Annotated in this window: 17 protein-coding genes and 1 pseudogene; 9 read left to right on the top strand and 9 right to left on the bottom strand. The window is 68.0% G+C overall.

Translation table 11 applies throughout. From position 1 onward, the window contains the following. Positions 1-213: 213 nt before the first annotated feature. The 4 genes from POF73_RS33275 to POF73_RS33260 form a co-directional block, all read right to left on the bottom strand. Positions 214-687, bottom strand: a complete 474-nt coding sequence (locus tag POF73_RS33275) for a hypothetical protein (protein WP_272122769.1) — start codon at positions 685-687, stop codon at positions 214-216. Continuing rightward, positions 684-1,991 (bottom strand): hypothetical protein, encoded by a 1,308-nt coding sequence (locus POF73_RS33270; protein WP_272122768.1) that lies wholly within the window; start codon positions 1,989-1,991, stop codon positions 684-686. Before POF73_RS33270 ends, POF73_RS33275 begins: the two co-directional genes overlap by 4 nt. After that, on the bottom strand, positions 1,991-2,560 hold the full coding sequence (locus POF73_RS33265) for a hypothetical protein (RefSeq protein WP_272122767.1): 570 nt from the start codon (positions 2,558-2,560) through the stop codon (positions 1,991-1,993). Before POF73_RS33265 ends, POF73_RS33270 begins: the two co-directional genes overlap by 1 nt. A gap of 854 nt (positions 2,561-3,414) precedes the next feature. After that, on the bottom strand, positions 3,415-4,755 hold the full coding sequence (locus tag POF73_RS33260; RefSeq protein ID WP_272122766.1) for a ferredoxin reductase family protein: 1,341 nt from the start codon (positions 4,753-4,755) through the stop codon (positions 3,415-3,417). A 398-nt stretch (positions 4,756-5,153) separates the two neighbouring features. On the opposite strand from POF73_RS33260, the gene POF73_RS33255 reads away from it, so the two are divergent. Beyond that, positions 5,154-5,972: an SAM-dependent methyltransferase gene (locus tag POF73_RS33255; protein ID WP_272122765.1), complete on the top strand. Its 819-nt coding sequence runs from the start codon at positions 5,154-5,156 to the stop codon at positions 5,970-5,972. Between the two features lie 322 nt (positions 5,973-6,294). On the opposite strand, the pseudogene POF73_RS33250 reads toward POF73_RS33255, so the two are convergent. Beyond that, positions 6,295-7,451, bottom strand: a pseudogene (locus tag POF73_RS33250) (MFS transporter). A gap of 377 nt (positions 7,452-7,828) precedes the next feature. Here POF73_RS33250 and POF73_RS33245 point away from each other — a divergent pair. Together POF73_RS33245 and POF73_RS33240 are read left to right on the top strand one after the other, a co-directional pair. Beyond that, entirely contained in the window at positions 7,829-8,632 is an 804-nt protein-coding gene (locus POF73_RS33245) for a metalloregulator ArsR/SmtB family transcription factor (RefSeq protein WP_272122764.1), read from the top strand. Then, entirely contained in the window at positions 8,629-9,015 is a 387-nt protein-coding gene (locus POF73_RS33240) for a VOC family protein (RefSeq protein WP_272122763.1), read from the top strand. Before POF73_RS33245 ends, POF73_RS33240 begins: the two co-directional genes overlap by 4 nt. Positions 9,016-9,360: 345 nt before the next feature. Here the strand turns inward: POF73_RS33240 and POF73_RS33235 are convergent, their stop codons facing one another. Continuing rightward, complete coding sequence (locus POF73_RS33235) at positions 9,361-10,218, bottom strand: calcium-binding protein (protein ID WP_272122762.1); 858 nt, start codon at positions 10,216-10,218, stop codon at positions 9,361-9,363. Between the two features lie 355 nt (positions 10,219-10,573). After that, positions 10,574-11,275, bottom strand: a complete 702-nt coding sequence (locus POF73_RS33230; protein ID WP_272122761.1) for a FadR/GntR family transcriptional regulator — start codon at positions 11,273-11,275, stop codon at positions 10,574-10,576. A 227-nt stretch (positions 11,276-11,502) separates the two neighbouring features. Here POF73_RS33230 and POF73_RS33225 point away from each other — a divergent pair, with 227 nt between their 5' ends. The 4 genes from POF73_RS33225 to POF73_RS33210 are packed head-to-tail and all read left to right on the top strand — an operon-like array spanning position 11,503 to position 15,858. Next, complete coding sequence (locus POF73_RS33225; protein WP_272122760.1) at positions 11,503-12,723, top strand: aminotransferase class V-fold PLP-dependent enzyme; 1,221 nt, start codon at positions 11,503-11,505, stop codon at positions 12,721-12,723. 17 nt (positions 12,724-12,740) lie between these two features. Next, positions 12,741-14,042: an ABC transporter substrate-binding protein gene (locus tag POF73_RS33220; protein WP_272122759.1), complete on the top strand. Its 1,302-nt coding sequence runs from the start codon at positions 12,741-12,743 to the stop codon at positions 14,040-14,042. 2 nt (positions 14,043-14,044) lie between these two features. After that, positions 14,045-15,025, top strand: coding sequence for a carbohydrate ABC transporter permease (locus POF73_RS33215; protein WP_272122758.1), 981 nt, complete (start codon positions 14,045-14,047; stop codon positions 15,023-15,025). After that, the gene (locus tag POF73_RS33210) at positions 15,022-15,858 is read left to right on the top strand and encodes a carbohydrate ABC transporter permease (RefSeq protein ID WP_272122757.1); all 837 of its coding nucleotides are present in this window, start codon (positions 15,022-15,024) and stop codon (positions 15,856-15,858) included. The genes POF73_RS33215 and POF73_RS33210 overlap by 4 nt, the downstream gene beginning before the upstream one ends. Positions 15,859-15,949: 91 nt before the next feature. Here POF73_RS33210 and POF73_RS33205 read toward each other — a convergent pair whose 3' ends face one another. Further along, positions 15,950-16,135 (bottom strand): hypothetical protein, encoded by a 186-nt coding sequence (locus tag POF73_RS33205; protein ID WP_272122756.1) that lies wholly within the window; start codon positions 16,133-16,135, stop codon positions 15,950-15,952. A gap of 346 nt (positions 16,136-16,481) precedes the next feature. Between POF73_RS33205 and POF73_RS33200 the strand changes: the two genes are divergently transcribed. Next, on the top strand, positions 16,482-16,796 hold the full coding sequence (locus tag POF73_RS33200) for a hypothetical protein (protein WP_272122755.1): 315 nt from the start codon (positions 16,482-16,484) through the stop codon (positions 16,794-16,796). Between the two features lie 106 nt (positions 16,797-16,902). Here the strand turns inward: POF73_RS33200 and POF73_RS33195 are convergent, their stop codons facing one another. Further along, positions 16,903-17,865 carry an alpha/beta hydrolase gene (locus tag POF73_RS33195; protein ID WP_272122754.1) on the bottom strand — a complete coding sequence of 321 codons (963 nt, stop codon included), beginning with the start codon at positions 17,863-17,865 and terminating at the stop codon, positions 16,903-16,905. Positions 17,866-18,199: 334 nt separating this feature from the next. On the opposite strand from POF73_RS33195, the gene POF73_RS33190 reads away from it, so the two are divergent. Beyond that, positions 18,200-18,751, top strand: a complete 552-nt coding sequence (locus tag POF73_RS33190) for an SMI1/KNR4 family protein (protein ID WP_272122752.1) — start codon at positions 18,200-18,202, stop codon at positions 18,749-18,751. Positions 18,752-18,754 lie beyond the last annotated feature (3 nt).

Here is an 18,754-nt window from a genome sequence, read left to right as displayed (position 1 = left end):
CCGCAGCTCGTGCTCGACGGCGGTGCGTTCGCGGTGGCGCAGGCGCCGGTGATCTTGTTCTGGCGGGCCGCGGTGATCTTGCCCCCGACCCAGTAGTGGGCAGCTGCTCGACGGCGAGGCCGACCTGTGGTCGTCGGCCTCGCCGCGATGCGTTGCCGCGGGACGGGAGTTCGGGGCTGACGGCTCCACATCTCCCGGCCTGCTCCCGGCCCTTCAGCTTGCGTCGGTGCCACTGGCTCTGACGGTGATCCGCGCGTAGTCGTACCCACCGGGCTCAGGCGACGGGTTGTAGGTGATCGTGAACGTTCGCCGTACGTCGCCGAAGCGGTCGGCGTACGTCACCTCGGACGGGCTGGTGCGCTTCGGCTCGGCGGTGATGTCGTACGTGCGAAGGAAGTCCTTGACGCTTGAGTCCTGGCCGTTGCCCACCTCGTACCGGAGCACCGCGGTGCCGTCCTTCTCCACCCTGGCGTACGTCGGTACGTAGTAGCGGCCCGCGGGTTGATGCTGATCGTGGTGCATCCCCGCCTTGCGCTCCACGGCCTCCTGCGAACTGTCACCGGCCGGCGTGAGCAGCGCGACGGCCGCCCAAACGATCACGCCGAGGGTCCACACCACGCACAAGGCCAGGAACCACACCAGCCACCTGCGCCGGCGCGGCCTCGGGGGGCCCACAGGCGTACTCACCCGTTCCATGTGCGCACTTCGCTCTGCCCGCCCATGTCGTACTCCTTGGCCTGACCCGACTGGTGGAGCCTGGCCATCTGGGCGTCCGACACGTTGCCCATCGCGGGTACCGGAGTCCCCTTGTTCGCGTCCCAGTTGTAGCGGTCGTACACGTGGGTCTGGTAGCGGATCGTGGTCTTGGGCTCGCCGTCCGGGCCCGGGACGACCTCGACCTGGGCGACCGTGTTGTAGTGGAAGGAGCCGACCGCGTGATACCAGTCGGGGTCCTTCTCGGCGGTCCAGCCCTGCCAGCCTGTCTGCTGGACATACTTCACGGGTTTCCCGGTGCGCTCGTATTCGGCGAGGGCCTGCGCCTCCCAGTTGGGGGCGTTCTCCGCGAGCTGGGCTTCTACGTTGCGATTCATGTCCGGGAGGTCGCCCATCAAAGCGTCCACGTCGATGTCCAGCGGTTCCCCGGTGTTGGAAAGGTAGTGCAGCATGTGCTTGGCCGACTGAGGGCCGCCGAGCACCGCGGGGGAACCCATGGCGAAGAAGCCCATCTTGTTCTTGATGGCACGGTCCTCGTCGGTGGCTTCGCGGGTGTTGTAGTCGCCGGAACCCTTGTCGGGTGGGGGCGGCGGGAGCAGCACTCCGCCCGCACCGGAGAAGACGCGGTTCAGATCCTTGGCGCCCTTGGTGTCGGCATTGACGGCGGTCTCGGTCTGGTCGTCCAGGACGGTGTACGCCACCGCCTTCTTGATGCGTTCGAGTTCGTAGCCGGTGTGCTCGTTGACGTCGGCGGCGTAGCTGAGGGCGGCGGTCGCGCGCGTGAGGAGGCTGTCCGCGTTCTCCTGATCCTGCCGGGCCGCCCCCGCGCTGTCCGGGTCGTTGGGCGGGTAGTCCCGCTCGGGAATGGTGACGCCGCCGCTGTCGTGCAGGGTCAGGTCCTTCGACCGGGCCATCGCCTGGGCCTCGCCAAGCCAGGTGCGGGCGAGCTCGAAGCCGCTCTTCGCCGCTTCGAGGGTGGCTGAAGCAGCCTTTGACTCGCGGTGTGCGATGGTCAATTCGTCATGCAGTACGGACAGTTGGATGCGGGCCATCATGGCAGTCGGGCCCGCCCAGACGAAGGGTAGCTTGAGCAGGACGTTCTGGATGTGGTCCCGGGCCTCGGTGGCCGCCGCGGCCAGGTCGGCCCACTCGCCGGCCGCCCGCGACCAGGCCTGCGGACGTACGTCTTCCAGTTCCCCGACCGTGATGTCCTGCCGCTCGACCGCATCGGGGTGCGCGTGGTCCTGCCCCTCCGGCCGGTCAGTTAGCGTTGCCATTACGCATCCCCCTCGCGAGAAGCCAGGATCGCCTGGAAATCCTGCGCCGTCCGCTCTTCTTGAGCCGTGTAATTCGTGTGCGTCTGGCGCATCTTGTCGGCCATTGAGCGGCATTGCTTGGCGAGGCGGGTGATTTCGTCGTCCCAGTCGCCCGTTGTCGATTTGAGCATGTGTCCGCTGGTGAGCATGTTGTGGCTACGCGCTGTGGCGTCGGATTCCGCCAAGCCCTTGTCCGCCTTCTCAAGGATCTGGGCGGCCAGGTCCAACTCGTCGGCCATTTTGCCGAGTTCGGCGTTGCTCACACCGTAACCGTTGTCGTCCGCGCCGCCGGCCTGGGTAGCGGGGGTGCCGCTCGGGCCGGTGGCGCTTCCCGGGCCGGTGCCGGCCGACATGGCCTGGACGCCGTTGTGGTTGAAGCCGGGGTCAGGATTCGTCCCGGGTGCGGGATTCCGGTCGCGGACGTCGGTGGGGCCGCCCGGGGCGGGCATCTGGTGTGCCTGGTCCGCCGGTTGGGAGTTGCCGGAGTCGGGGCCGGTGCGGACGGCCGGGCCAGCGTCGGGTGCCGGCATGTCCAGGCCGTAGCTGGTCCGGGGATCCGGGCCGGTGTTCGGTGCGGATATGGGTGCCACGGAATCGGGCTCTGTACTCACAACTTCCCCCCGTGTCGACGCGGTCCCGCTGTGGGGCAGCACGCTTCGACGACTGTGCGATCACTCGTGGTCGGACCCTAGCCGCCCGGGGTCACGGCGGGCAATGAGGCCACGTCATCCTGATTCCCTGCTGGTCAGCGGTGTTGGCGTGGCGTCTCGACGGGATTCTCGTGCTGGTCGGAGCGGAGATCGGTAGCACGTGATCGTCCGTCAGGGGGCTTTTGCGCTTCCGGGTGCGGGCTCGGCTTTCCGCGTGGCTTCGGCCGCGGGAGGGATCGCCATCGTGGACGTGCTGACGTGGATTTTCGAACGACGGATGCATCTGGCCGAGCTGGCTGAACTGCTGCGCAGGCAATTGCCGGGGATCGAGGGGGCCCGACTGGAGGCCGCGGAGGTCGTCTTCGGGCAGTGGCGGAGGCGTCCGATGGCGGACGACAGCCATCCGGCATCATCGAGCCGGAGCCGGAGCCGGAGCCGGTGGTGGCTGGTCCGGGTGCGGGTATGGGTGCGGGTGTGGGTGCGGGTGGTGCCGGACCATGCCGCTTCCAGCCGGTCCACCACACGCCGTCGTGGACCGGCCCGGGCCTTCGCAGCCCTGGTGCCACACACAGCGGCACCTTCAGCGCCCAGGTGCCGCCTACGGAACGCCGCGCGTCTCGTTGCCACGGCGCACTCTGAGCACCGCAGGTTCCAGGCCGTGGCGGCGGTTCGGCGGGCAAACTCGACGCAGTTGCCCCGCATCTGGCCGTCTCGACGTCGGGACCCTTTTCTGTTCAGGCCAGGCCGAACTTCTCGGCGTGCACCTGTCGCGAGGGGACCCGCAGTTCTCGCAGGCCGGCGAGCACGGCCCTGGTCATGGCTGGCGGGCCACAGACGTACACGTCGCGTCCGGTGATGTCCGGGACCAGCTGATGCAGGCTGCTCGCGCCGAACGGCGGGGCGCCGCCCTCGCCGGTTCTGCCGGTGAGCAGGTGCAACCGTCCGCCCCGTAGCGCGACCAGGTGGCGTACCTCGTTCAGCAGCACTGCGTCGGCCTCGCTGCGCACCCGGTACAGCACGACGGCGTCGCCGGTCGTCTGTTCCTCAAGCATGGCCCGTATGGGCGTGATCCCCACGCCGCCCGCGATCAGCAGGACGCCACGCCGGGTCCGGTGCAACGAGGTGAACGCCCCGTACGGCCCCTCGACGAAGGCACGGCTGCCGACCGGAACGTATCGCAGGCCGGCGCTCGCGCTGCCCACCGCCTTCGCCGTCAGGCGCAGCCCCTGCCCGTCGGGCGCCGCCGACAGTGAGAAGGGATTTGCCAGCCACCAGTGGTGGTGCCCGGGAAACCGCCAGATACAGAACTGACCCGCCCGGGCAGGAAGTTTGTCTAGGTGCCGGCCGGTGACGTACACAGAGACCACGTTGTCCGACTCCGGCACCACGGCCGCGACGCTGAACTGGTGGTAGGCGTTGCGCCACAGCGGCATGACGACACGACCGGTCATCAGCGCGCCGAAGGTGAACAGCCACAGGATCCACCAATAGGCCGTGGCGAACGCGGAGGACGTGAACGTCGTCGTCTCCTGCAACTGGTGGACGAATGCCAGGCCCAGGGCCACGTAGAGCAGCAGGTGCAGGCCGTGCCAGACCTCGTACCGCAGTCGGCGCCGCAGGGGCCGGGTGGAGATCACGGCGATCACGACGATGACGGCCGCGGCGAGCATGCCCAGCAGGGAGGCCGGCACCCCGCTCAGTGCGACGAACGTCTTCCTCATGGACGTGTCGTCGAGCCTCGCGTAGCCGAGCACCACCAGCGTGGCATGGGTGAGGACGGTCCACAGCAGGGTGAAGCCGACCCAGCGGTGCCACACCGTGAGCCGGTCCATCCCGATGCGGCGGTCCAGCCACGGCAGCCGGGCCACGAGCAGCAGTTGGAACAGCAGCAGCAGGGCCGCGTTGAGTCCGAAGAACTTGGCGACTGTGAGTACGTCGTTCTTGCCCGAACCGGCGTCGAGGAACAACACCTCCACGATCACCACGTTGACGAGGACGAAGGTCCACATCGCCCAGCGCGCCGCGTCCACCGGAAGCACGCTGCCTGTCCGCACCGTGTTACTCGCCGTCACCATGGTTGCCCCTCATCCCCCGCGGCCGCAGTACTCACGACCCGTAAGCACAAACCCCACAAGACCGAGGAATTCGGCGGGATACCCACCTCGATCGGGTAAGAATACGGCCCGCAGACCCGGTCCGTTCATGCCGGAACCACCCAATCTGAGGTCTATTTGACGCGTTGGGGGCCTGGCAGTGCCGTAGTGGTACGGCACTGCACGGGAGTTGCGCACTGCAGAGTTGACGGACGAAGCGTCGGGCTGCCGGGAAGCAGCCGGGTACCTCATAGGAGGATGCGATGACTGTGGCCAGGCCAGTACCGCGCTGCGCTCGCCCCGGGCGGAGTCGCTCTCCCCAACTCCTGCCGCTAGGTTGCTCCTTGACCCCTGAATCGGGCTGATCTGGAGGACATCGCGTGACCGAGATTTCCGCTGCCGCGACCGAGGCGCGCAAGCGAATCAAGACCGACCAGCCGCACACGGCCCGAATCTGGAACTACTGGCTGGGCGGCAAGGACAACTACAAGGTCGACCAGGCCGCCGGAGACCAGATCCGCGCGTTGCATCCGGGCATCGGCGACTACGCCCTCGCCGATCGGCAGTTCCTCGGGCGCGCCGTTCAGTACCTCGCCGGAGAGCGCGGGATACGGCAGTTCCTCGACATCGGCACCGGCCTGCCCACGGCCGACAACACCCACGAGGTCGCTCAGCGGATCGCTCCGGACGCCCGCATCGTCTACGTCGACAACGACCCCATCGTGCTGGCCCACGCCGAAGCCCTGCTGACCAGCACGCGAGAGGGCCGCACCGACTATCTCGACGAGGATCTGCGCAACGTCGACACCATCCTGGAGCAGGCGGGGCGAACCCTGGACTTCAGTGAGCCCGTGGCGCTGATGCTGCTCGGTGTCGTCATCTTCATCGAGGACGACGATGAGGCGTCGGGGATCGTGCGTCGTCTGACGGACCGGCTGCCTGCAGGCAGCCACCTCGTCCTCTCACATACGATCACGCGGCCAGACATGCCGGACGTCGACGCCGCGGTGGCGTTCTGGAACGAGCACGGCACACCGAAGCTGACCCAGCGCACGCCATCCGACATCGCCGGGTTCTTCAACGGGCTGGAGCTCCTCGATCCGGGCGTCGTGTCCTGCAACCGCTGGCGACCGGATGGCATCGAGACCGATCTGCCCGCCGAGGTAGCCATGTTCGGTGGCGTGGGGCTCAAGGCCTGATCGTCTTAGATCCGCATTCCGCAGGCCTCGTACGTATGTGCCCGTGGCGGGGCGCCGCTTCCGCGATCTGCTGCCGCTGGGCGGACTGCCGGCGCCCGCATGCGAGGGCTGAAGAATGACCCGGCCTCGATCAATGACTCCTGCACGGGCTCACGAAAATACGGAAGCCAGGCCTGTCCCTGCACTTTCATAGGCACAGGTCGATGACCGCGGCGGCACTTGGCGCTGCCGCCAGGGGCGGCTGTGTGGCGGACCCCTGGCGCGCAGGCCTGTCCGCGGTCTGCGGGCGTGCCCGACCGCGAAGCGACGTCGGCAGCCGTGGTCATCCCTTGGCGGGGGTGATGGGTGCCCCTTCCGTCGGGGCTTCCGCAGCGGACGACGTGATCACTTCGGAGCTCTCGGAGCGCCGGCCGCCCCGGTCCATCAGGCCGCCCGTGAAGGCCAGGCCGAGTCCTGCTACGGCGAGCGCGGCGCCGACGAGGTTCGGTGAGGCCCAGCCCCACCCGCGGAGATGGCCAGTCCGCCGAGCCAGGCGCCGCCCGCGTTGGCCAGGTTGAAGGCGGAGTGGTTGGAGGCCGCGGCCATCGTCGGAGCGTTCTTGGCCTTCGCCATCAGCAGCATCTGGACGGGGGTGGTGATGAAGGCACCCATCGCACCGATGAAGGTGATGGTGACCAGGGCCGCAACGGTGCTGTGGACGGTGAAGTAGAACGTCACCAGCCCGGCCGCGAGAAGGGCGAGCCCCGCACAGAGTCGGGCGCAGGGCGCGGTCTGTGAGAGGGCCCGCGATCAGCGTTCCGACCGTCATGCCTGCGCCGTACAGCGCGAGGACCAGGGTGGTCGAGGTGTCCGAGATGCCCGTCAGGTGTGTCAGCATCGGCACGAGGTAGCTGTAGACGGCGAAGAAGCCGCCGAACCCGACCACCGCCGTGGCCAGTCCGATCGCGACGTGCCGGTTGCCCATGGCCCGCACCTCGTGCCGGATGCCAGCCTTCTGACCGCGTGGCTGGTGAGGGACGAATGCGGCCAGTGCGGCGAGCGCGACAAGCCCGATGACGGCGACGGCGCAGTATGCGGACCGCCAGCCCAGCTGCTGGCCGAGCGCGGTGCCGGCCGGGACGTCGATGATGTTGGCGACCGTCAGGCCGAGGAACATCCTCGACACGGCGCGTGCAGCCCGTTCGGGGGCGACCAGCCGGGAGGCTACGACGGCGCCGACGCCGAACAGCGCCCCGTGCGGCAGCCCGGCCAGGAAACGCGCGGCGAACAGCAGGCCGAAGTTCGGGGCGAGTGCGGAGGCGATGTTGCCGACCACGAACAGTCCCGACAAGAGCAGCAGCCTCTTGTGCGGTACGCGTGCACCGATGCCGGTCAGCACGGGGGCACCGACGACCACGCCGAGCGCGTAGGCCGACACGAGGTTGCCGGCATGGGGACCGACACCCCGACCCCGTCAGCGATCTGGGGCAGCAACCCCATCGTGGCGAACTCGGTCGTGCCGATGCCGAACGCGACGACCGACAGCAAGGGCCGGCAGAGCCAGACCCATGGTGCGGGAGAACCTTTCGAAGACAGCGGTACAGGGACGAGGGAGCAGAGAAGGCCGAGGTCGCGGGACACCCACCTCGGCCGGCCGCGTCGAGCCCCGTTGCCCAGCGCACCCCTACACAGGGCAAGCCGGTCAACAGTGCGGCGACGGCGGGAATCCGCGCATTCCAAGATCAGGCCGCCTCTTGACGTGATCCAGGTCATGCCACCTCGACGGGCGCGGACAGCGCGATTGCGGCCCGCCGCACCCGCCGGCAACCGATCGATCGAGGTTGATGCATCAATCTCATTTGATGTACCTTCGACATATGGGATTCCATCCCCGGAACGTGACAGCCACACCGCCCCAGTTCCTCCGACTGGCAGCGCATCCGCTGCGCTGGCGGCTGCTGACGGCACTCGCCGACGGCGACCATCGGGTCCGTGAACTGGTGGAACGCGTCGGGGAGCCCCAGAACCTGGTGTCGTATCACCTGCGGCTGCTGCGCGACGGCGGCCTGGTTGCGGCCAGACGCAGCAGTTTCGATGGCCGGGACAGCTACTACCACCTCGACCTGGAGCATTGCGCTGAGGCGCTTGCAGCCAGCGGCGCCGCCTTGCACCCGGCGTTGCGCCAGGACCGCGCACTCCCATGCCGTCCGGTCACTGGGGCACGATCCCACCATGTGGCGGTGCTCTTCGTGTGCACCGGCAACAGCGCCCGCTCGCCGATCGCTGAAGCCCTGCTGCGCCACCACACCGGCGGCCGCGTAACGACAGCCAGCGCGGGCACCAGTCCCAAACCGCACCTGCACCCGCATGCGGTCCGGGTGCTGCGCGAGTCGTTCGGCATCGACCTCTCCGGCGGGAGTACCCGCACCCAGCACGTGGACACGCTGGCCGGCCGCCGCTTCGACCACGTGATCACCTTGTGCGACAAGGCTCGCGAGGTCTGCCCGGAGTTCGGCCCGCGGCAAGTCCACTGGAGCATGGCCGACCCGGGCGCAGCGGACGACAGCGGCCAGGCCGGCTACGCGGCCTTCCAGCACGCGGCCGCAGACATAGACACCCGCATCAGGTTCCTGATGCCGGCCCTGAACATCCCCGACACCGTTTCGAGGTCCGAGCCATGACCACTCACGACGAATACGTCAGCGTCCGCTACCTCGTCGATGACGTGCAGGCCGCCACCGACTTCTACACCACCCACCTCGGGTTCACGCTGCACACCAGCGCCGCCCCTGCCTTCGCCGACGTGCTCCGCGGCCGGCTGCGGCTGCTGCTGTCGGGCCCGGCGAGCTCGGGCGCCCGGGCCACCCCCAAGGAGGCAGCCGTCGCGGGCGGCAACCGTATCCACCTCACCTACGACGACCTCGACGCCGAGATCGCTCGGCTGAGCAGTGCCGGTCTCGCTTTCCGCAGTGAGGTCGTCGCCGGCCCCGGAGGACGTCAGATCCTGCTGGCCGACCCGGCAGGCAACCTCATCGAGCTGTTCCAGCCCGCCCGCCAGCCCTGACCAGGCACCTCACTGACCGCTCCGTCACCCACCGGGCGTCGGACTGCTTCCTCACCGCGCCGGGCCGACGGAGCGGTCGGCCATAGTGGCTACGTCCCGTGAGCCGGGATGGGCGCTATGGAACACCGGCAGACCTTGCGCCCCACGGCCGGTGTCCCGAAACCCTCGTCGAGGGGGAAGGACCGGGACTGGGAGCAATGCGACCTGCCCATTCGTGCCGCGCAGCAACTCTCAACACCTGGTCGGAGGTTAAAACTCAAGCTGAGCGGCGTGCCGACCGCTTCCAGCGCGAGCGGGAACTCGGGTCCCCCTGACAGACGCTGCCTGCTTACGGTGTTTGTCGGGTCAGGGGCGCACATCGACGTAGTCACCGGTGGCCTTGGCCGGGCCGGTGGTGGTCGTGCCGGGGAAGTTCCACCGCCAGTAGCCGTCCTTGACCGCCTTGACCGTGGTGCGCAAGGTGCCGGTGTTGCCGGTCCCTACGGTGGCCACCGTGGTGTAGGTGCTGCTGTCCTTCGGGCGGAATTGAAGTTTCACGCTCTGACCCGCGTATCCCGCATACCGATAGGTGTCCCAGTTGGCCCGCACGAGCTCGCCGGTGACGGTGATACGAGCGCCCTTGGTCACCGGCTCCGGTGACGCGTTGACCGTGAGCTGCGCGGCACGCTTGAGGCTGAACGACCCCACGCCGGGGGCGAAGACGGAATCGCCGTCGTTGGCGTCGGCCAGGGCGTCGACCGACCATGCTCCCGCGTTGGCGTTGGTGAGGTCCACCGGATCGTCGCCGCCTGGCGCAAGGTGAGCGTTGACGGTGAACACCGTCGTGCAGGCCGTCGCGCTCTCACAGAATGCGTCGGTGGTGTAGAAGCCGCCGTGCGGCCCTTTCAGATCCACGTCGACGAGGGACAGGCCGGAATCGTCCGATCCGCTGACCGTGACCGGGAACACCACGTCGTGCGTGATACCCACGATGACATCATGTCCGGAGTTGATGGTGGCACCGCTGACCACCGGTCCGCTGGTCGCGGCGTTGGCCGAGGCGCCGCCCCCTGCCAGCAGAACGACGACGGTTCCCAGCACGACACCGCGGCTTGTCGCGCGACCGACGAACTCACTCTGCGGGGCGCGTGCGCCGACGAAGGGCTCGGCGATGTCGCGCCCGCCGCTCGGTCTGTCGCCAGGCGGTGCTGCGAAGCGGCTCATGAACCCTCCCAGGGGTGACAGGCCCTGCTGCCGGCCACCAGACGAGGGGCGGTAGTTGGCAGAGTGCTCCAGAGACGGAAATCCGTCACTCCCTACGACTGCCGAATCGGTCCGATCGTTGCCCCCTGACGTGACGGGCACCTTGTGCCACCTGGCGGGGAGGTACGGTCATCCGTGCCCCGCCCCGACGCGGTCACAGGGCCGGTCGCGTAGCCCGCTTCACTGGCGTGCCGCTGCCGTTACGAGGCGTAGGTAGGGCGGGTTCGTGCCGATGTCGCCGTCGACGGGGCATCGTGATGGCGCGGTTGGAGCCGAACAGGCGGCCGCTGGACCTGGACGTGCCAGTCCCACACGGTCACTCCGTGGCGTCGGTCTCCTCCACCGGCGGCATGAACGCGCGCAGCCACCGCTCCGTCTGGGCGACGTGCGCCTGTGCCGCGCCGGCGGCGGCGACGGGGTCACGGTCGGCGATGGCGGTGGCCAGGACGCGGTGGTCGTCGTCGCTCTTCCGGCGCAGGTCAGGGCCTTCGGGCAGAGTGAAGACCTGGTACTTGCGGGAGCGGGCACGGAAGACCGCCAGGAGGGAAGCGAGGGTGGGGTTGCCGCCGACGCGGGCGATCTCCGCGTGGAAGCGGTGGTCGAGTTCGGAGGCTTTGGTGGGGTCGCTCGTGGCCTCCATGTCCTCGATGAGGGAGAAGAGCGTGCGCACGGCCTCGGGTGTGCAGCGCGCCGCCGCCTGTGCGGCCACGTGAGCCTCCAGGACGCGCCGGATCTCGTAGACCTCCAACAGGCCCGAGAGCGGCAGCAGTTCGAGGGTCAGGGACAGGCTGCCGATCACGTCCTCGGGCCTCAATTGTGAGACGTACGTACCCGAGCCGTGCCGGGGCTCGATGACGCCCAGGGCGGCCAGCATCCGTACGGCCTCGCGCAGCGACCCCCGCGAGACGCCCAGTTCCTCACAGAGCTCGCCCTCGGGCGGAATGCGCTCGCCCGGACCGAGGCGCCCCGTCCCGATCATGTGCCGTAGGCCGTGGAACGCCTTCTCGACTGCGGACATTCGTCCCCTCTTCCTCGCCTGGTGGGCCGGCGATCAGACGCTGTCCCCTCGGAGCACTGTAGCGAGTCTCTGATGTGTCGAATGCATGCCACTCGAAAGTCATCTGATGACTTTCACTGTACGACCCTTGTTTCCGCCGAGAAAGGCGGTGCAGGATACCGAGTCATCAAACGTGTCTGGCGGAGCCTCATCTTCCGTGGTCCCGCCCTGCCCAGATGTGGAGTCCTGTGAGCGAGACCGAGGTGACCACCGCACCGCGCCCTCTGCTGCTGGGGGACGGCCGGCCCGCCGACCGGGCGTGGTCGCTGGATCCTGCCCTCAAGCACCTGAACCACGGCTCCTTCGGGGCGGTTCCGCTGGTGGCTCAGGAACGGCAGGAACTGCTGCGCGTGGAGATGGAACGCTCCCCCGTGGTGTGGTTCCCGGCGCTGCCGCAGCGCCTCGCCGCCACCCGAGTCGAGCTTGCCGACTTCCTGCGCGTCAGCGCCGACGACCTCGCCCTGGTGCCGAACGCCAGCGCCGGCGCGAGTGTCGTCTACTCCGCCCTGACCCTGCGTCCCGGCGGGGAGATCGTCGTCACCGACCACGGCTACGGGGCCGTGACGATGGGTGCCGAGCGGCTGGCACGCCGATGGGGCGGCCAGGTCCGTACCGCCCGGGTGCCACTGGACGCGGACGAGGACCATGCGTACGAAGCCGTGGCCGCCGAACTCGGCGACGCCACCGAACTCGTCGTCGTCGACCAGATCACCTCCGCGACCGCGCGGCGACTACCGGTGGAACGCATCGGGGCGGAGGCCCGCCGGCTCGGCATCCCCGTGCTCGTCGACGGCGCGCACGCGCCCGGACTGCTCGCCGCCCCGCTCGCCGACGCGACGTACGACTTGTGGACCGGCAACCTCCACAAGTGGGGCTGTGCCCCGCGCGGCACCGCGGCGCTGGTCGCCCGCGGCCCGCTGCGCGACCGGCTCCACCCCCTCATCGACTCCTGGGCCGCGGCCGATCCCTATCCGGACCGCTTCGACCAGCAGGGCACCGTCGACGCCACGTCCTACCTGGCCGCGCCGACGTCCCTCGGCTTCATCGAGCGCACCTGGGGCTGGCCCGCCGCCCGCCGCTACATGGACGACCTGGCCGACTACGGCGCTTCTGTCATCGGCACCGCGGTCACCGAACTGACCGGCGCGGACACCGCGGTCGACGTCGGCATGCCCGTCCCCGGCATGCGCCTGGTGCGCCTCCCGGACGGGCTCGCCGCCGACCGCATCGAGGCCGACGCGCTGCGCGACCGGGTGGCTCTCGAACTGGGCGTGGAGGCGGCCTTCACCAGCTTCGACGGCATCGGCTACATGCGCCTGTCCGCCCACGTCTACAACACCGCCGCCGACTACGAGTACTTCGCCGAGGAATGCGTCCCCGTCCTCGGGCAGTGGGCACGAGAAAACTGAAGGAAGAGGTCAGCACAATGAGAAGAAGGACGGCAGCTCTCGCGCTCGGCACCGCCGCCGCGATGGTTGTGACCGGCTGTTCCACCATGAGCCCCGGCGCGAGCGGAACAGTCACCCTCAACATGGTCGAGAGCCTGACGAACCCGACCCGCACCGACCTGCTCAAGGACCTCATAGCCGACTTCGAGCAGCAGAACCCCAAGATCAAGGTCAACCTGGTCTCCCCGCCCACCGAGCAGGCCGACCAGAAGCTCCAGCAGATGCTCCAGTCCGGCAGCGGGGTGGACGTCCTGGAGGTCCGCGACATCACCGTCGGGCCGTGGTCGAACAATGGCTGGCTCTACGACATGAAGAAGGACCTCGCCGGCTGGAAGGGCTGGCAGGCCATGACGGAGAACGCCGTCAACGCCTCGAAGGACGCCAAGGGCAGAACGTACTTCGTCCCGTACGGCTTCTACGGGCTGAGCCTCTTCTACCGCACCGACCTGATCAAGGAGGCGGGCTTCGGTAAACCGCCGGCCACGTGGCAGGAGCTGCTGGAGCAGGCCTCCGCCATCCACGACCCGGCTCAGCGCCGTTACGGCTACGCCTTCCGCGGCGGCGCCAACTCCAACAGCAACGCCACTGCCGCCATCGAGGCCTACCTCGCCGGCCAGGTGGACCCGGCGAACGGCTTCAAGCTCAAGAACGGCCGTACGATCTTCTCCGCCCCCGAGGCGGAAGACGCCATGGAGAACTACCTCAAGCTGTTCAAGCAGGCCTCCCCCAAGTCGTCCGTCGCCTGGGGCTACCCGGAGATGGTCGAGGCCTTCTCCAACGGCTCCACGGCATTCCTGCTCCAGGACCCCGAAGTGATCGCCACGGTCTCCGAGTCCAAGTCCATCTCGAAGGATCAGTGGGGCACCGCGCCGCTCGTGGCCGGACCCGGCGGCAAGACCGTGCAGCCGCTGGCAACCGCCGGGTGGGGTGTCGCCCAAGGCAGCAAGCACAAGGCCGAGGCCGTCAAGCTGGTCGAGTTCCTCTCCCAGGGCGAGGCGTCGACGACGTTCACCAAGAAGAACAGCCTGGTGCCCATCCTCAAGTCGGCGACCAGCGACCCCTTCTACAAGACCGGCCCCTGGTCGAGCTACGTCACGATGACCGAGCAGCCGGACAAGTACCTGGTCGTCACCCAGCCGCGCGGTGTCACCTGGTGGGCCGAGTGGCAGCAGAAGGCGGACGCCGACGTGCAGAAGCTGATCCTCGGCAAGACCACGCCCAAGAAGCTGGTCGCGGGCTGGGACGCGTTCTGGACCGAGAAGTGGCAGCAGGAGCAGTAGACATGTCCGTGACGTCCACAACGGCGACGAAGACGACGGCGCAGGGCAGTGGGGAGGGCTCGCACAAGCGAGGCCTCCCCCGCGGGGGCCGGCGACGGGAGTTCACCACCCGGCGCGGTCTGCGCATCGCCGCTTTCATGGCTCCGGCCGCGGTCTTCGTGGCGGTCTTCACGTACTACCCCATGATCGCGGGCGCCCAGATGGCCTTCCGGAACTGGAAGTTGACCGATCTGACCGACACCTCCTGGGTCGGGATCAAGAACTTCCGCGACGTCTTCGCCGACCCCGCCTGGGGCACCGTACTGGGCAACACCGCGCTCTGGGTGCTCGGCTCGATCGTCCCTCAGCTGGTGATCGGTTTCGCCCTCGCGCTGTGGCTGCGCCGCCGCTTCCGCTTCCGCGGCCTGTACCAGGCGCTGATCTTCTTCCCCTGGGCGATCTCCGGATTTCTGATCGGCGTCCTCTTCCGTTGGCTGTTCAACAGCGAGTTCGGTGTCGTCAACGACCTGCTCCAGAAGGCAGGCCTGATCGACGAGCCGATCGCCTGGCTGGCGGACCCGAAGGCGGCCATGGCGGCGGTCCTCATCGCCAACATCTGGTACGGCGTCACCTTCTTCGCGATCATGATCCTGGCCGCGCTCCAGTCGATCCCCGACGAGCTCTACGAGGCGGCGGCGCTGGACGGCGCGGGCAAGGCACGCACGCTCTTCCAGATCACGATCCCGTACATCCGCACCACGCTGGCGCTGACCGTGCTGCTTCGGGTGATCTGGATCTTCAACTTCCCCGACCTGATCTTCGGCATGACCGGCGGCGGGCCGAACAACGAGACGCACATCGTGACCACCTGGATGATCAAGATCACTCAGCAGGGCGACTACGGCAGAGCCTCCGCGCTCGGCCTCCTCGTGGTGGCCGCGCTGCTGGTGTTCGCGGTGTTCTTCCTGACGGCCACGCGCGAGAAGAAGGGAGTGAGGCCGTGATCGGCAAGGAGTCCACGGCCGGCCGTGCCGTCAAGTTCACCTTCCTCGGCATGTGGCTGCTCTTCACCGTCTTCCCCCTCTACTGGATCACCGTCACCTCGCTCAAGGCGCCCGGCGACATCTTCCAGTTCCCGCTCGCCTACTGGCCCGAGCGGTTCTCCCTGGAGAACTACAGCGGCCTGTTCAGTACGGCCGACTTCGGGACCTACCTCGCCAACAGCCTCATCGTCTCCACCGTGGCCGGCGCGACGGCCACGGCGATCTCGATGCTCTCGGCGTACGTGCTGGCCCGCTTCGAGTTCCGCACCAAGTCCGCTCTGCTGATGGCCGCGCTGGTCACTCAGATGATCCCGTCGTTCATCGCGCTGGGACCGCTGTACCTGCTGATGACCGACCTGCAACTGGTCGACAACCGACTCGGCCTGATCCTCGTCTACATCGCGGTGTGCATCCCGTTCTGCACGGTGATGCTGCGCGGCTTCTTCGAGAACATCCCGGACGCGCTTGAGGAGGCAGCCATGATCGACGGCCTGTCGCGGTTCGCAGCGCTGTTCCGGGTCCTGCTGCCGGTGATGCGCCCGGGCATCATCGCCGCGTTCATCTTCAACTTCGTCAACTGCTGGAACGAGCTCTTCCTGTCGGTGACGCTCATGAACAGCGACAGCAACAAGACCGTCCCCACGGCCCTGAACGGCTTCATCTCCAGCTTCAACATCGACTGGGGCTCGATGTCCGCGGCTGCTGTGCTCACCATCCTGCCCACCATGCTCCTGTTCGCCTTTGCCAGCCGCCACATCGTTCAAGGCCTCACTTCGGGGGCGGTGAAGGGCTGAAGGACGAGCGCCTTTACCAACAGCTCCGGATCACCGTCGCCGCCCATGCTGCAGCGGACGATGCTCCCCTCCAGGCGCCCAGCCAGAACACTCAGGCTCCGCCACTCACGGGCTCCAGTTGAGCCAGGTCCTCGTCAGTGGGGACCAAGTGGCCGGCGGCCGGGTTCTCGGTGAGCTGGTCGGGGCGCTTCGCGCCGACGATCACGCTGGTAACCCCCGGTCGGGCGAGTGCCCGTACGAGGGCGACGCGGAGTCCTCCTACGGGAGCGCCTGCCATGCGGGAGGATCCTGCGACGTTCCTGCGCCCGCCCGGTGAGGCCGCACGGGGAGATGAAACGAGGGAGTGTCGGTGGTTGCGACGACGCCGATCTCAGCCTGGTCAGCGTGGACTCCACCATCGCCGGGGCTTCGACAAGTGACCAACCACCATCATTCCAAGGATCAGTTACGGAACAGCTATTAGGTCACCCACAGAACGCCCCTTAGCCCCTCAAGTACCTCCTGTTCGCGAAACGGTCCGGAATATGTGCCACCTCTGGACACCGCAACATCCAGCAATAGATTGACAATTCATCGGCAGGCCACGTCGTACCCACCGAGTCGATCGCGCGAAAGGCACAGCTATGACAGCAAACTTCAGCGCACAGGGTGAGTGGAGTCTCCACCAAAGCAACGGAATCGGTGTCGGTCTGACCCTTTTCCAGGACAGTAATGGCCTCCTCAAGGGCAGCGCGAACACCGGCAGCATGAAAGGCTCCCTGGAGTCCGGCGGGAAAGTGGACGGTGACTCGATATTTTTCATCGTCAAGTGGGACAGCGGCTCGCGCGGGCGCTATGCCGGGACCCGTAGTCGGTTCGACCGTCGTCTGACCGGCACGACCTCGGATCTGGTGCACCCCGAGAACGTGGCCACCTGGTCGACCGTGAAACAGTTCTGATTGCCGGGCTTCGGTGAAACCCGCCTCACCCACGCACAGTCGGTTGGGCCTCGTCGAGCCTGTTCTTCACGCAATCGCAGCTGCAACCGTTGGTTGGGCTCGGTCATCAAGCCTGTCGCAGGGCGCGCAGCAGTAGCGGCAGGGAGCGGTGCAGTTCACGCTCCCAGTAAGGCCAGTCGTGGGTGCCGGGCCCGTAGAAGTCAGTGGTGAGCCGCACTCCGGCGGCCTTCAGTCGGCCGGCGACAGCGTGGTTCATTTCGTTGAGCACTGCTTCGAGGTCGTCATGGGCCCCGGGCGGGTCGAACGGGCCGGCGGTGCCGTTGCCGCTCGACAGGAAGACGGAGGTCGAGCGCAGCCGGTTCGCGAGGTAGTACGGGTCGTGCGCCTCCCAGATGGTGCGCTGGGCCACCGGGTCGCCCCACAGGGCGAGCGGGTCCTCGCCGAACTCCCTCAACAAGTCCATCAGGCCGTACGGGAAGTCGCCGTAGAGGGGATGCACCACGCCGCTGTAGCTCGCCGCTGCCCGGAACATGCCGGGGTGGTGTGCGGCGTAGAGCAGGGAGCCGAGGCCACCCATGGACAGCCCGGCGATCACCCGGCGGTGACCGGCGCCATAGTCGCGCTCCAGCAACGGGCGCAGCTCACGCAGGTGGAAGGTCTCCCACGCCGGCGGGCCGCCGTTGCCGTGGTTCCACCAGTCGCTGTACCAGCCGGCCGGTCCGCCCTCGGGCATGACGACCAGCGTGCTGCGCAGCTGCGGCAGCGTCGCGACATCGGTTTCGCGGGTCCAACTGTCATGTGTGTCGCAGCAGCCGTGAAGCAGGAACAGCAACGGCCACCGCTGGCCACTCCGCCGCTCGTCCCAGCCGTCCGGGGTCAGCAGCCGTACCTTGGCGGTACGCCCCAGAGCGGGCGACGAAACGGTCAGGTCGAGGAGACGAGGTCCGACCTTCTCCTCTGCCACGACCCGGGCGACACCGCCCTCGCCCCCGCTGCCGACGGCCGCAGTCGCGGTCGCGGTCGCCGGCAGGACCGCCATGAACAGGGCGACCAGGGCTGTCCAGATCATCAGACGGGAATGGCCAGGGTGCACGGTGGGCCTCCATTGCCGGCGAACCGATGGCTACGGATCAGTACCACCTGGGAGCGTACGGATCGTCGGGGTGGGGGGGACCACGCCACACAGCAGAAGTACGGCGGAAGGCTGAGTTCCAGCGGCAGTGAGAGTACGAGCGGCGTGGGTTGTGTCGTCGTAGGGGCTGCCGTGGACTGCATCGGCCTTCCGATGTCACCGGGTTGCTTGCGGCGTAGTGGTTCCGCTCCCGCGCCTAGTCGCGAAATGCCCGACGTCGACGCGGTGACGCCCCTGCTCACGCGCGCATTGTGCTTGTTACGGTCGCTGGGTGAAGAGCTGGGACAAGGACGGCGTACGCACTCGTTTGCGGGAGATGGCGGCCCAGGACCGGAGGTTGGAGCGTTTCGGAGCGAGTACACACCGGTACGAGTCGGCGCCTGCGCTGCCCGAGGCGGAGATCAGGGCTTTCGAGGAATCCCACGGAATCAATCTGCCGCCGGAGTACCGGTCTTTTGTCGCGCAGGTGGGAAACGGTCCCGCTGGTCCCGGTCACGGATTGATGCCGCTCACACTCCCCCGCCCGGACGACGGCGAGGAGTGGGCCGTGGACGACGAGTGGAACGAAGACCGGTTGCCGGGCCGACTTGCCGCGCCGTTCCCCCTCAATGAACCCCTGCCCGGCCGCGTAGCGGCGTCGGCCGATGAGCTGACATTCGGCACGCTCATGCTGGCCGAAGAGGGCTGCGGTAGCTACATCCGGCTGATCCTGAACGGTCCGCGAGCGGGCGAAGTCTGGCGGATCGACCCGGACTGGGGAGGCTTCGTCCCGGCGGCCCCCGGATTTCACACCTGGTACAGCCAGTGGCTGCAGTGCCCGTGAAGC

Source organism: Streptomyces sp. HD (genome assembly GCF_028369295.1).
Taxonomy (GTDB): domain Bacteria; phylum Actinomycetota; class Actinomycetes; order Streptomycetales; family Streptomycetaceae; genus Streptomyces.
This window is presented reverse-complemented; position numbering and strand designations above follow the sequence as displayed.